Origin of the sequence: Porifericola rhodea, from assembly GCF_030506305.1 — a bacterium.
GTDB classification, from domain to species: domain Bacteria; phylum Bacteroidota; class Bacteroidia; order Cytophagales; family Cyclobacteriaceae; genus Catalinimonas; species Catalinimonas rhodea.
In genome coordinates this window covers 1,799,556-1,813,754 of the sequence record NZ_CP119421.1, presented here as the reverse complement: position 1 = coordinate 1,813,754, position 14,199 = coordinate 1,799,556, and the positions used below count along the sequence as shown (strand labels likewise).

Annotated in this window: 9 protein-coding genes; 5 read left to right on the top strand and 4 right to left on the bottom strand. The window is 42.3% G+C overall.

Annotation, left to right across the window (positions count from 1 at the left end):
- The 5 genes from odhB to PZB74_RS07405 all read left to right on the top strand — a co-directional run bounded on the left by odhB (position 1) and on the right by PZB74_RS07405 (position 6,245).
- Positions 1–1,581 carry a 2-oxoglutarate dehydrogenase complex dihydrolipoyllysine-residue succinyltransferase gene (odhB, locus tag PZB74_RS07425; protein WP_302241833.1) on the top strand — a complete coding sequence of 527 codons (1,581 nt, stop codon included), beginning with the start codon at positions 1–3 and terminating at the stop codon, positions 1,579–1,581.
- A 111-nt stretch (positions 1,582–1,692) separates the two neighbouring features.
- Complete coding sequence (locus PZB74_RS07420; protein WP_302241832.1) at positions 1,693–2,106, top strand: hypothetical protein; 414 nt, start codon at positions 1,693–1,695, stop codon at positions 2,104–2,106.
- Between the two features lie 176 nt (positions 2,107–2,282).
- Positions 2,283–3,686, top strand: coding sequence for a dihydrolipoyl dehydrogenase (gene lpdA / locus PZB74_RS07415; protein ID WP_302241829.1), 1,404 nt, complete (start codon positions 2,283–2,285; stop codon positions 3,684–3,686).
- An 80-nt stretch (positions 3,687–3,766) separates the two neighbouring features.
- Positions 3,767–5,059 (top strand): serine hydrolase, encoded by a 1,293-nt coding sequence (locus PZB74_RS07410; RefSeq protein ID WP_302241828.1) that lies wholly within the window; start codon positions 3,767–3,769, stop codon positions 5,057–5,059.
- Positions 5,049–6,245 (top strand): C40 family peptidase, encoded by a 1,197-nt coding sequence (locus PZB74_RS07405; protein WP_302241827.1) that lies wholly within the window; start codon positions 5,049–5,051, stop codon positions 6,243–6,245. Before PZB74_RS07410 ends, PZB74_RS07405 begins: the two co-directional genes overlap by 11 nt.
- A gap of 131 nt (positions 6,246–6,376) precedes the next feature.
- On the opposite strand, the gene PZB74_RS07400 is transcribed toward PZB74_RS07405, so the two are convergent.
- The 4 genes from PZB74_RS07400 to PZB74_RS07385 form a co-directional block, all read right to left on the bottom strand.
- Positions 6,377–6,961 (bottom strand): NUDIX hydrolase, encoded by a 585-nt coding sequence (locus tag PZB74_RS07400; protein WP_302241826.1) that lies wholly within the window; start codon positions 6,959–6,961, stop codon positions 6,377–6,379.
- 54 nt (positions 6,962–7,015) lie between these two features.
- A complete protein-coding gene (locus PZB74_RS07395) occupies positions 7,016–8,380 on the bottom strand; it encodes a dipeptidase (RefSeq protein ID WP_302241825.1) in 1,365 nt (454 codons plus the stop codon).
- 74 nt (positions 8,381–8,454) lie between these two features.
- The gene (plsY, locus tag PZB74_RS07390; RefSeq protein ID WP_302241824.1) at positions 8,455–9,096 is read right to left on the bottom strand and encodes a glycerol-3-phosphate 1-O-acyltransferase PlsY; all 642 of its coding nucleotides are present in this window, start codon (positions 9,094–9,096) and stop codon (positions 8,455–8,457) included.
- 119 nt (positions 9,097–9,215) lie between these two features.
- The gene (locus PZB74_RS07385; protein ID WP_302241822.1) at positions 9,216–14,075 is read right to left on the bottom strand and encodes a hypothetical protein; all 4,860 of its coding nucleotides are present in this window, start codon (positions 14,073–14,075) and stop codon (positions 9,216–9,218) included.
- Between the last annotated feature and the right edge of the window lie 124 nt (positions 14,076–14,199).

Here is a 14,199-nt window from a genome sequence, read left to right as displayed (position 1 = left end):
ATGAGCTTAGAAATTAAAGTTCCTACCGTCGGCGAATCTATCACAGAGGTTACCATCGCCGAATGGACCAAAAAAGAAGGTGATTACGTCGAGATGGACGAAGTTATAGCTGAACTAGAGTCTGATAAGGCTACTTTTGAATTAAATGCTGAACAAGCAGGCATTCTCCACATCAAAACTGAAGCGGGAGAAACCGTAGAGATAGGAACAGTAATTTGTGAGATTGATACTTCTGCTAACGAAAACGGACAAGAAAGCGCTGAGAGTACTTCAGCTCCTGCCGATAAAGAAGAGAGCACGGAGCAGAAAGGAAGCGGAGAGGCGCAGAATATCGAGATGAAAATTCCTGCTGTTGGTGAATCTATTACAGAAGTTACTATCTCCGAATGGCTCAAAGAAGATGGCGATGAGGTAGAAATGGATGAAGTAATTGCTGAAATTGAATCTGATAAGGCTACTTTTGAACTTACTGCAGAGGCTACAGGGGTGCTGCGTATTAAGGCTCCTGCTGGCGAGACATTAGAGATAGGAGCTTTGGCATGTGTAATCGAAAGTGATGGATCAGCAGCTCCCTCTAAAAGTTCATCTTCTAGCTCTCCATCTGATAGTAGCTCTGAGAGTACTCCCACTAGCAATGGCCGCGAAACCTATGCTACCGGGCATGCTTCTCCAGCTGCCGCAAAAATTTTGAGCGAAAAAGGTATAGAACCTAAGCAAGTAAAAGGTACGGGCATAGACGGACGCATTACTAAAGAAGATGCTGAAAAAGCTCAAAAAACTGCCCCTGCTGAAAGTAAATCTACCCCTGCTAAAGAGCAGGCTAAACCTGCCGGAGCAGAGCAAAATGATCCTGCCGAAAGTGCTCCTAAGCAGTCTGACAATCGTCAGCAGCGTCGTGAAAAAATGAGTAGCCTGCGCAAAACTATCAGCCGTAGACTGGTAGCTGCTAAAAACGAAACCGCTATGCTTACTACCTTTAATGAGGTAGACATGAAGCCGGTGATGGATTTGCGTAAAAAATACAAAGAAGCATTCAAAGAAAAGTATGAAGTCAATCTTGGCTTTATGTCTTTCTTTACCAAAGCTGCTTGCCTTGCCCTTCAGGAGTGGCCTGCAGTAAATGCTTTTATAGATGGGGAAGAGCTAGTTTATAATGACTACTGCGATGTGTCAATTGCGGTATCCAGCCCTAAAGGTTTGGTAGTACCAGTAATTCGTAATGCAGAAGAATTAAGCTTTGATAACATTGAAAAAGAAGTAGTAAGACTAGCAAAAAAAGCTCGTGACGGTAAGCTTAGCATAGACGAAATGACAGGTGGTACTTTTACCATTACTAATGGAGGGATATTCGGCTCTATGCTTTCTACACCTATCATTAATCAGCCTCAGTCAGCTATATTAGGAATGCATAATATAGTAGAGCGCCCAGTTGCGGTTAATGGCCAGGTAGAAATCCGCCCGGTAATGTACGTAGCCCTGTCTTATGATCACCGTGTAATTGATGGTCGTGAGTCTGTTAGCTTCCTATATAGAATTAAGGAACTTATTGAAGACCCTTCTCGCCTGCTGTTAGGTATCTAATAGAAGAGAAAATGTTCTTTATATATAAGGAGCCGGCAGTCATAAACTGTCGGCTTTTTTTTTAGTTAGCATATAGACTCTAGCATGTTTTACATTTTAACAGATATAAAGATGGTTCGTAAATTTGCTAACTACCCATTATACGCCAAAGGCATCATTTTTTTCTATACTGCCGGTTTTCTTACCATGCTCATTTATCATATAGCAGAAGTTTTTCAGATGGGTTTCTTCTCCAGAGATGTGCCTTTTATAATTAACATCTGGTACGATGCATTAGGCTTCATTATAGTACCAGCCGTGCTCATTTTGCTATATACCCGCCCCAAAGCAGGCTTACTCTCTGCACTGGCAGTAATGGCAATTACCTTTGTACTGGATGCTTTGGTGCGCTACATCATTCAGGATGAAAGCTACGTAGAGTGGTTTTACTTTTTTGAAATTACCTTTGCCATTTTAGTCATCACAACTTTTCCTGTTATGCGGTTTTTGGTTAAGCCAAAAACATCAGAGAAACATTATGCTTAATAGATGGTAGGTATGCAATAGCAGGACAGATCGGGAGAGAATAAATGAACCCCTTCTTTTTTGTCCGATAAGCCTATTTTCCCCACTACCACCTTGCAAATCTTTCTAATCACACTAACTTTACGCAGTTTAAAATAATCATCTAAACCACTCATTTTTATAAATAATATTCACATATGGATTTTGATGTAACGGTCATAGGCTCGGGCCCCGGAGGTTATGTAGCAGCCATCCGCTGTGCACAACTGGGCATGAAAACCGCTATTGTAGAAAAATACGAAGCACTAGGTGGGACCTGCCTGAACGTAGGTTGCATTCCTTCCAAAGCATTACTGGATTCATCAGAACATTTTCATAATGCTAAAAATACCTTCAAAGATCATGGCGTAAAGCTAACCAACCTGAAGGTAGACCTACCTCAGATGATCAAAAGAAAAGGAGAGGTAGTACAGCAAACAGTTGACGGTGTGTCTTTTCTGATGAAGAAGAACAAAATTACTGTTCATACCGGGCTGGGCTCTTTTAAGGATAAAAATACTATTGTAGTAAAAAGTAAAGATGACAAAACCACTGAGTTTACAACTAAAAATGTCATCGTAGCTACCGGTTCTAAACCTTCTACTCTGCCGTTTATAGAAATAGACAAAAAAAGAGTAATTACCAGCACCGAAGCCCTGGAACTGAAGCAGGTTCCTAAGCACCTTATCATTATTGGTGGTGGATACATTGGTCTTGAGCTAGGTTCTGTATACGCTCGTATTGGTGCAAAAGTAACTGTAGTAGAGTACGAAAAACGTATTGCTCCGCTTATTGACAGTACAATGTCTAAAGAACTTATGAGAAGTCTTAAAAAACTGGACTTTGACTTCAAGCTAAGCCACAAAGTAACCGCGGTAGAAAATAAAGGTAAAGAGGTAATAGTAAAGGCAGAAAGTAGCAAAGGAGAGGAAGTAGAGATTAAGGGGGACATCTGCCTGGTATGTGTAGGCCGTCGTCCGTATACCGAAGGTTTAGGGCTAGAGAATGTTGGAATTGAAGCTAACAAGCAAGGTAAGCTTAGTGTAGATGAGCACCTGCGCACCAATGTGGATAATATATTTGCTATCGGTGATGTAATAGACAAAGGACCTATGCTGGCTCATAAAGCTGAAGAAGAAGGGGTGTATGTAGCAGAATATCTTGCCGGACAAAAGCCTCATATCAACTACAAGCTTATTCCTAGTGTTATATACACCTGGCCAGAAGTTGCCAGCGTAGGATATACAGAAGAAGAGCTGAAAGAAGAAGGCAAAAAGTATAAATCTGGTAGTTTCCCTTTCCGCGCGCTTGGCCGTGCCCGTGCCAGTATGGACATAGAAGGTACTGTAAAAGTACTCGCGGATGAAGCTACCGACGAAATTTTAGGCATGCATATTATTGGTCCGCGAGCAGCAGATATGATTGCCGAAGGAGTAGTAGCTATGGAGTACCGTGCATCTGCCGAAGATGTAGCCCGTATGTCTCATGCTCACCCTACTTATACAGAAGCAGTAAAAGAAGCATGTCTGGCAGCCACCGAAAACAGAGCTCTGCATACTTAGTAGGGATCTGACAACAAATTTTTATAAACGCTCTTTTATTACAAAAGGGCGTTTATTTTTTAGTGCATATATTTTTTCCCATGAAGATACTCATCTACCCTCTTCAGCTACTGCTGCTGTTACTCTTGTTTTTTTCCTGTAACTCTCAGCAGCAGAAAACTACTGATAAAGAAGTAGCCACAAGCGATAATCTTATCGCAGAGATTTTGCGTTCTCGTGAGTCTGAAGTGATAGATACAGTACTGAGCAAGCCCAAAGATTTTAAGTTGCAAATTCTCTATACTCAGATTAACAGAGATGAGAATAATAAGCCAAGTTTTACCGAATATGCGTATGGGGTAAACCGTGACACATATTTTTATCCGGCAAGTGCGGTAAAGTTTCCAATTGCAGTATTAGCACTACAGAAACTTAATGAGCTGGGCGCTGAAGGTTTAGACAAGTACAGCACTATGCTCACAGATAGTGCTGCCGCTGGGCAGACCAGGGTTACGCTCGATTCTACCGCTGAAAGTGGCATGCCTTCTGTGGCGCACTACATCAAAAAAATATTTGTAGTTAGCGATAATGATGCCTACAACCGTCTGTACGAATTTCTAGGGCAGGATTACATCAACAACGAACTACACAATAAAGGGCTGGAAGACGTACGTATTGTTCATCGCCTTTCTGTGTTCAACACGCCTGAGCAAAACCGGACTACCAATCCGGTATCTTTTTACGACAATGCCAAAGTACTTTACCAGCAGGATATGGTTAGCAGCAGAAAAAACTGGGTAGGAGATCAGTCTATTCCTTTAGGCAAGGGTTTTATGCAGAACGGCTCACTGGTAAATCAACCTAAAGATTTTGGGCAGAATAATTTTATCTCTGTCGCTAACCTACAGGATGTACTCAAGGCAGTTATATTTCCAGAAGCAATTCCTGAAGACAGAAGATTTAATCTGAACGATGAAGATTACCGGTTTCTTTACCAATATATGTCTCAATTGCCTAAAGAAACTACCTATCCAAATTATATGGCAGATACCAGTAGCCACTATTACGACAGCTATTCTAAGTTTTTTATCTTTGGAGATACTAAAGACACTATCCCTGGTCATATCAGAATATTTAATAAAATTGGTATGGCATATGGCTTTTTAATAGATAATGCCTACGTGGTAGATTTTGAAAATAACATAGAATTTATGCTTACCGCTGCCATTTATGTAAATGAGAACCAGGTTTTTAACGATAACGTTTACGAGTACGACGAAATCGGGCTACCATTTATGGCCGAATTAGGACGAGCGATATTTGAGTATGAACTAGCCCGCAAAAAAGAACACCAAGCTGATCTAAGTAAATTTAAAGTAAGCTATGACAAATAAAACCTTCGCCATTGCTTTATCCTTTCTGGCTGCCCTGGCGTCATGTACTACGCCGGAAGAGAGCCAGCCAGATAACGAAAAGCTCAATACCGCTATAGAAGAGGTTAAAAGCCGCTATGCACCTGATAAAAGAGTTGCAGTATTTGATATAGAAACCAAAGTTAAAGGTGATATCCTTATTCTGAACGGAGAAACAGATAAGCCTGCAGCTAAAAAAGAGCTATTAGCACAACTTTCTGCTCTTAACTATCAGCTAGTAGACAGTATTAATACTTTACCTGACGCAGCTTTGGGAGAAGATACCCTGGGAGTAGTCTACCTTTCTGCCGCTAATATGCGTTCTCAGCCTCGTCATTCCGCAGAGCTGGCTACACAGGCTACCATGGGCATGCCTTTGAGAGTATTAAAAAAGCAGGGTAGTTGGCATCTGGTACAGTCGCCAGACAAATACATCAGTTGGATGCAGGGCAGCTTTGTGCCTATGAACAAAACTGAGTATGACGAATGGCAGAATAAAGAGAAAGTCATATTTACTGAAATGTATGGTTTTGCGTATGAGAGACCTGTAAAAAACACTCAAACCGTAGCAGATCTGGTAGCCGGCAATGTAATGGAACTGGTTGGAGAGACTCCTTTTAGCTACGAAGTGCGTCTCCCGGATGGTCGGGAGGCTTTCGTCAGGAAAAACGAATCTGAGATTTTTGAGGACTGGGTGGCTGATGCCGAAGCTACTGAAACTACAGTAGTAAAGACCGCTATGCAGCTTATGGGCGTGCCTTATTTGTGGGGTGGCACATCGTCTAAAGGGGTAGATTGCAGTGGGTTTACTAAAACCATTTATTTTATGAATGGGCATATCCTCCCCCGCGATGCCTCTCAGCAGGTATTTGCTGGCGAACTGATTGATGAAGAAAAAAATTATGACAAACTGCGCCCTGGTGACTTATTATTCTTTGGCAGTGCGGCTACCGATAGTACACGTGAGAGAGTAACACATGTAGGCATGTGGATAGGGGACGGACAGTTTATTCACTCTACGGGCTCAGAGGCTAGAGTCAGAATTAGCAGCGTTGACTCTGAATCTGAATACTATGACCCTGATAATTTAGCGCGTTACCTGCGTACCAAACGTATGATCAATAGTCAGCAGGATATAATAGCTCTGAAAGACGTAGAGTTGTTTTAGAAAAGAAATTTACTGAGACCAAACGAAGCACTGGCAATTATTTGTCAGTGCTTTTTTGTTTGCCAGCTTTAGAGGGTAGGGGCTTTGTTTAAGAAGTAGCGGTAGCCTTCCTAAAGGTTTACATTTATATATTAACCCAACAGTTTTTCTAGCTTAGGAAGTGCGTAATAAAAAGCAGCGACATGCATAGTTTGTATCAGCTCCTGCCGGGCCAGCATTTCCTTTACTTCCTCCAGGGGCACAAGCAGTACTTCTATTTCTTCTGTAGCATCTAGTTGCTGGTGAGCTACCTTTTTAACTCCTGTAGCCAAAAATGATACAGAAAAATTATTATGGTTAGAGGGGTTGGGCGAAAGTTTACACAACTGCTCAATGTGAGTGGCCTCATAGCCTGTTTCTTCCAATAGTTCGCGTCGTGCTCCTTCCACCATATCCTCACCAGGATCAATTGCTCCTCCTGGTAGCTCCAGATCTATTTCACCCAGCGCATGACGATACTGTCTAATCAGCACCACTTCCATCTCATCAGTAATAGCGATTACATTGGCCCAGTTAGGATACTCAAATACGTAGTAAGGTTCCACGATGGTGCCATCTTCCATACGACACGTATCGGCTCGTACACGAACCCATTCATCATTAATAAGATATTTTTGGTCTAAAGTCTCCCAGGGACGCATGCTATAAACTAAAATAGTGATAAAATTCTGATGCAAATGTAGAGGTAAGAAGCAATGAAAAGCCTCTGGAAGGTCCAGAGGCTCTATTTTTTATTTTTTTAAGGCAGCGTAATGCTTATAGAAAAGAGTTATGGTTTCTATACCTTTTAGATAATTGTAAATACCATAGCTCTCGTTAGGCGAATGTATAGCATCTTCGCCCAGTCCAAAGCCCATAAGCACAGACTCAAGCTTCAGTTCTTTTTGAAAAAGCTCTACTATAGGAATACTACCTCCTTCGCGAGTAAGTACTGGTTCTTTTCCCCAGGCTTCGGTAAAGGCTTGTTTCGCTGCTTCTATTTCTGTAGAATTAGTAGGCACAACTGCGGGCTGCCCCCCGTGGTGAGAACTTACTTTTACCTCTACAGATTCCGGTGCCAGAGATTTAAAATAGTCGGCAAAAAGCTTATCAATTTCTTTGTGGTTTTGGTTAGGTACCAGACGCATAGAAATTTTAGCATAGGCCTTTGATGGGAGCACTGTTTTAGCCCCTTCTCCTGTATAGCCTCCCCAGATACCGTTAACATCTAGAGTAGGGCGTATTCCTATTCGTTCTAATGTGGTATAGCCATCTTCTCCTTCCAGAGCTTTTACGCCAAGCTCTTTCTTGTATTTTTCATCATCATGAGGAGCTTTGTTCATTTCTTCTCTTTCCTCCTGGCTAAGCTCCAGTACCTTATCATAAAAGCCCGGAATCATGATGCGCCCCTTATCATCTTTAAGAGCGGCAATCATTTCGCAGAGTGTATTGATAGGGTTAGCTACTGTACCCCCGTACATTCCAGAGTGCAAGTCACGATTGGGGCCGGTTACTTCTACCTGCATATAGCTAAGGCCACGTAAACCTACTGTAATAGATGGGTTATCGTTATCTATAATATCTGTATCAGAAATAAGGATGACATCGGCGCTTAGCTTGTCTTTGTTATCTTTTACAAAGTCTGCCAAATGTTCTGAGCCTACTTCTTCTTCTCCTTCCAGCATAAATTTAATGTTGCAAGGTAGCTCACCAGCTTCCTGCATCACTTCCAGCGCCTTAATGTGCATATACATCTGCCCTTTATCATCGCAGGCACCGCGAGCATAAATTTTACCATTTCGTACTTCTGGCTCAAAAGGTGGAGAGTCCCAAAGCTCGTAAGGGTCGGCGGGCTGAACGTCGTAGTGCCCATATACCAATACAGTTGGTAGTTTTTCGTCTACTATTTTTTCAGCAAATACAATGGGGTAGCCAGGCGTTTCACAAATTTCTACCTTGTCTACACCTAAGCTATTTAGTTTATCTTTGAGGAAGTCAGCAGCCTTAAGTACATCGTCTTTGAACTTCTTATCGGTACTTACCGAAGGAATTCTCAACAGTTCAAAAAGCTCTTCAATAAAGCGGGCTTTGTTACTTTCTATATATTCTTTTACCATTATGAGTGGGCTTAATGTTTAAAAAAATTGCTAGAGCAAAGGTAAAAATTATCAAGCCAATGTACTTAACACCTTTAATCTTTCTTTGCCCAGAGGTAAGTGCGGTTTTCGTCGCCGTTAAGCAGCCTGATAATATTTTTTTTGTGAGTAATGGCTAATGTCAGAAACATAAAAAAGCCAAAGAAGATCAGGATAGGCTCATCCGTTTTAAAGGGGGGCAACATTAAAAGTATAGGAAAAGCCAATGTAGCCAAGAGTGAGCTAAGAGAAACGTATTTGGAGAAAGTTAGCGTAAGTAAAAACACTATTATACACAACAATGCTACCAACGGCTGTATAGAAACCACCATACCCAGAAGGGTAGCAACGCCTTTGCCTCCTTTAAAGTTAGTGTATAAAGGAAAAACGTGGCCTATTACGGCGGTTACCCCTAACAATAGTTTATACTCCACCAGTTGACCTTTGGTAATGGCTGCTAGCGAGATGAGCGCAAAAGCCAGCATAGTGGCAGACAAGCCTTTTAAAATATCTACCAGCATTACAATTGTACCAGCTCTTTTGCCGAGTACTCTAAAGGTGTTAGTAGCACCTGCATTTCCACTTCCGTGCTTTCTTACGTCTACTCCATGAAAGCGCTTACCGTACCAGACAGCCGTGGGAATGGAACCTAAGAGATAGGCAATAATGACAGCAAAAAGTATCCAAATAGTATTCATAATCTAGTTTATAACAGTCACAAACAGGGTAAAGTTAGATATCTTACCCAGATATGCAAGTTTGCGATTGAGAGAGAGAAAAAAATTAAGGGCCAGCGATACTGCTGCCCCATGTAATATCAGAAGCCATCGCGTTCCGCTTCCGGTTCTTTTTCTTCCGTATCATCTCCCGCTATTACTGGTACTGCCGTATTAAAGTTATACTGCTCGTCTATTCCAAGGTAATCTTTGCGGAAGCGGTTTATAAAAGTTGCTGTTTCGGCAATATCGCTTAAGAAGTAGGCATACTCTCCACCATCTACTTTTCCGATTTTAGATTTGGCACCTACCACATCGCAAAACTCTTCGTTATATGCCCAAACAGCCAGCCTGTTGTTCTGGAAACTAAAGTAGTACCAGGAGTCGGGAGTAGCCTGCATAAAGAGATTAATGAGCATGCCACCCATTTCCAGCGGTTTTATCTCTAAAAACCCCGTCATGCTTCCGTTTACATCCTGTTCTCTTACGTTGCTTAGTCCCAGAGGAGAGGTGCTATACCATGCTTTATACTCATCAGACCAGGCCAGGTCCACATCTGCAAACACCAATGTTTTTTCCAGACGACCAGACATTGACACAAGCGAAGTATACTCACTAACTGAGCTTTTATCCCAGTCGCGGGTAGCCTGATCGCCAATAATTTCTGCCAGTTTATAAAGTAAAGTTGTACGGTCGCTGGTGGCCGACTGAGCTCCTACCTTATTCAAGGCTTCATTCAGGTCTGCTCCCATAATATCAATAGCCTGAGAGGGTAAATCTATGTCAAAAGCCAAGAAAGCATCCAGATCAAACTCATTGGTTTCTAAATTACCTTCGCCCAATACTGCTGCTTCCAGGGTAAAGGACTCACTCTGTAAAGGCATAAATTGCACTGGTCCTTCAAAACTTATAGTCTGTTTACTTTCGTTATAGGTAAAGACCTCTCCGGATAGTGCTCCTCTCTCATCTTTCTTCGGCGACCTGATTGTATATTCGTCTTTTTCTTCGTCGTAGGAGAGTAGCCCTCGGGGTTTAAAGAAATCCAGGTCGTCGGGTGAACGCCTATCCATTACAAAGGTGCTATACAGACTGTTATCAGTGCTGCTAAAATGCAGTCCGGCAGTAAGTGGCTCTCCATCTATAGTGAGTGATTCGTTAAAGTTAAAGACCAGCTTTTTCTGTCCGGCATCGCTAGCATAGGCGATCCAGGTATCATAATCTGGTTTAAGCTTGTAGTCTAATTTTACTTCTCCATCCAGCTCCAGAGCTTCTTTAGCTGCATGCATTCGCACATCTCCACGGAAAAGCATACCAGGGGAAATAATAATATTTCTATCTGCCTCAGCTCTACCAGTAGCTACCGTATGGTAAAGTGTCTGCCGGCGTGCCTGTACTGTATCTTTGCGGAAGTTGTTCATCTCAATGGAGAAAGTATCAGTAGCCGCGACCAGCTCGTAGAAGGCCTTTCCTGTAAACTCATGTCGGGAGAGAATATCTATCGTTCCGTTAGTTAGCCTATGGTATTCGTTTAGGGTATCAATTACCAGCACCGCATTATGGAAGGTTTCAAATTTAGCATTCTCCATTACCTGCAACTGGTTATTTTCCGGTATAACTTTAGCATCTGCCGATGCTATAAAAGGCACACCAAAAATATCCATTTGCTGTAGCGGAATTTTGTATATCGCTTCCTCAGCGTTGAACCAGAGAGAGTCCAGCTCTTTACGAGTAGCGTAGAAGTAGGAGTTTTCTATAGCTACATCTTCTGGTTTACTCATTTTTACAGTCTCTTCTTCCAGGTTCCATACCGCATTGGTAATAGAAGTTTTAAACTGGGCATAAGGGAACTCTATCGCTGCCACACCTTCTACCTCGGGGCTAATGTTGGCAATGTTTTGTTTGAGGTCAAAGTCCAAAAACACATCATTACCAGCCAGGGCAGGCTTCTCGGGGTTATCGGATTTAATCTCAAAGTTGGCATTGCGGGCATCAAAGCGAGTTTGCTCAAATTGCATCTTTTTAGAGGTAGCTTCAGACCCTCGGGTAAATAAGGTACCACTTCCTAATAAACCACCCTGCTCGGTAAGTATAGCTGAACCATCCATAGACGCTGTCTGATTGTAAAATTCAAACGGCTCCGCATTATTAGAAATATACATACTATCTACTTCGGGCAACCAAAGCATAGTATAGTCTTCTACATAAGCCTGCGGAAAACTGGTACTACCCAACATGCCTTCGCGTATTTCCGCAGCCGTACCTATGGTGGTTACAGAGTCCATATAAAACACAAAGTCTTCAGACTCCAGGGTAGAAGTGAGGAAATCAATAGTTCCGCTTCCTCTAAGTCCTTCAGCATTTAGAGTTAGCTCGTTTTTATAGGTTGCCGAGCCATTGTACAGTTGGTAGCCTTCGGCACTCACTTTATGCTCAAACCCCATAGAGTTGTCTTTCATTACCCTGAGGGTTTCGTCTATAGGGGGGAGAATGTCGCTATACAAGGTGCCTGAAAATCCAATAGATGAGGGGTCTGCGTTACTCAAACTATCAATAGCGAAAGGCGGAATAACAAAGTACATGGACTTATCATAAGCTCCGTTCAGAATCTTTTCATGATCAAAATAAACAATAGCTCCGTTTTCAGCATCAAACTTGGGGTAGTCTGGCAGGGATTTGCGCGCAGATTTGTTTTTGGGGTCATTAATATAGAGCGTACCGGAGGTTTGCTTAAACCCATCACCCATTTTGTCTATAAAACTCTGATCCTGAGTAGCACTTTGCAGGGTGTTGTCAACTTTTTTACGGTTGCCTTTCTCCGTAGGTAGATAAAAGCTAATGGAGTCAATCTTGGGTAAATCAATCTTAAAGCTATCGTAGTTGAATGTGAAGCCTTCTCCTACAAACTCAAAGTTACCCGACTGTAGTTTACCGTTAAACTTAAAGTTACGTCCACCTAGCATAGTTACTTCATTATTCGTAGGCTCGATAGACACCCCTAGCTCCTCACTAATGTTAAACTGTTGTATTCCCCTCATGGTTAGCTCTTTGCTATTTAGGTCTATAGTAGCATTAGGGCCATCATCTTCGTAAGAGGGCATCATCAGGTTATCATAGTCTACCCGTCTTGCTTTTGAGAGGGTATAATGTATTCCTTTTTTCTTGAGGGTTACTAATCCGGTGGCGGGTTCGTAATCAATAAATCCCCTGGTCATAAGATCCAGCATGGCCGCTTTAAGCGTTTTTTCATTCTGCTTCATATCACGTGCCATATCATAGGTGTAGAAAGATAGGGTATTGTTCTTTCTTCCGTAACCCACTGCCATTATCAGTGGATGAAAGCCATACATCTGGCTTAGCTTATCAAAAGCCTGTTCATTAAAATACTGATGTGATTCAAAGATAACGGGTACCTTGTCTCGGGCCGTAAGGGTAGAAATATTAAGGCTGTCTGTTCTTAAATCCCAGCGCATAATATCTGCCTGAATGTCCATCTTAAGGTGAGTAGCTACAAATGGAGTATGCTTAAAATGACCGCTGTTGGATAGCACCGTAAGCATAGAAGAGTCCAGTGCATATTTGAACTCTATGGCCGGATGAAAAATAGAGTCTTCTCGCTGATAAATCGTAATCGTAGATCGTGGACTAGTAATTAGCGAATCCCCTATAGTAAACTTTTTAGAGATTGCTTTAAACTTTCTTCTTCCTTTAGACTGTACCTCTATAGTAGCCTCGCCTTCCATCAGTGAGGTACTGGTAATGTTTCTTCCTCTTACAGAAAACCCTCCAATATAAGCTACTACGTTTTCGTTTATCGCTTTTTTATCGTAGACATTTACCGCTATGTCGCTATTATAAGACATAAAGCGAGGGTACTTGGCAGTCTCAGGACGTAGATGCTTTTGGCTGGCAAACTGAAAAGCTCCTTTTACAGGTTCTTTCACCTTCCCTTTATAAATCATATGTCCGTTTTCAGCACTTAGTCTGGGTAGCCTTATATCAAAATTATATTTGTCAAATGTATAGTAAACAGAGTCCGGGCTCAGGCCGGCTGTTACCCAGTCAAACTTGCCTCCTTCACCCAGCAAAATATGCTTGTGCAGCATCAGGTCCGCTTTGGTTTTGTTAATATTGGCTGAGTCGAAAGTGGTATGAATGGTAAGATCTGCATTTTCCAGATGCATTACCGGCCCAATAAGTTCAGGCTGTATGGTTTCTTCTACGATATACTCTGTTACCTGTACTTCCTCTTCCTGGGCGGGCTCTTCCGTGTCTTCACCAGCAGCATCGCTTTCATTGTCCCAACCCCAGCCGTCATTCCACTCACTATCTTCTTCAGTGGTATCCCACTCGTCGCTTGTTTCGGGGCTCCCCCAGGCTCCATCGCCCCAGCCATCGTCAGAGGCCCATTCGTCAGCGGCCTGCTCGTTTTCTGCTGGTAGTTCAGGCTCATACACTACTTCCTTAGGAGGAGCTATAAACTCAAATGAATAAGTAGCATTGCGAGCGTATAGCTTATTGTAATTGGCAAAATATAGCGCGCCACGCTGAAAGAAGTCACGAAGCGTAGCAGTGGTATAGGCAAATTCTTTACGGTTAAACTCCCGGCTGGTCTGGTGCAGCATACTCAGCATCGCGTCCAGATTGGTAGCAGAGATATTTGCAGAATCTATCGCAGCATTAATAGCAGCATAGTAGTTGACAAAAAAAGGAGAAAGCTGAAAATTTTTAGCCATCATCTGCGAGCTAGTAGCCATGATGGTGTCTTGTTGTGTAGAGGAGAGATTCTGCCACAGGCTGGCAAACTGATCTCCTGTTTTAATAGCAGTACTGTCGTTAGCTCTAGAAAGCAGGCGCTTAACATCGTCTCCATAAACTTCAACACTATCAGTAAGCTGATAGCGTTGGGCGCATACGATCTGAGCTACCAACAGCAGGGTGCTGAGGATAGTAAATACCTTCATACTTTTGCTTTTATTCATCACCTATTAAGTGCATAACGTTTTTAGCCCAAAAAAATTAGCTAACCGCAAAAATATATCCAGTAAAAAAGGGCTTAGAAGAAGGAATTGTAAGGTTTTAGGCCAA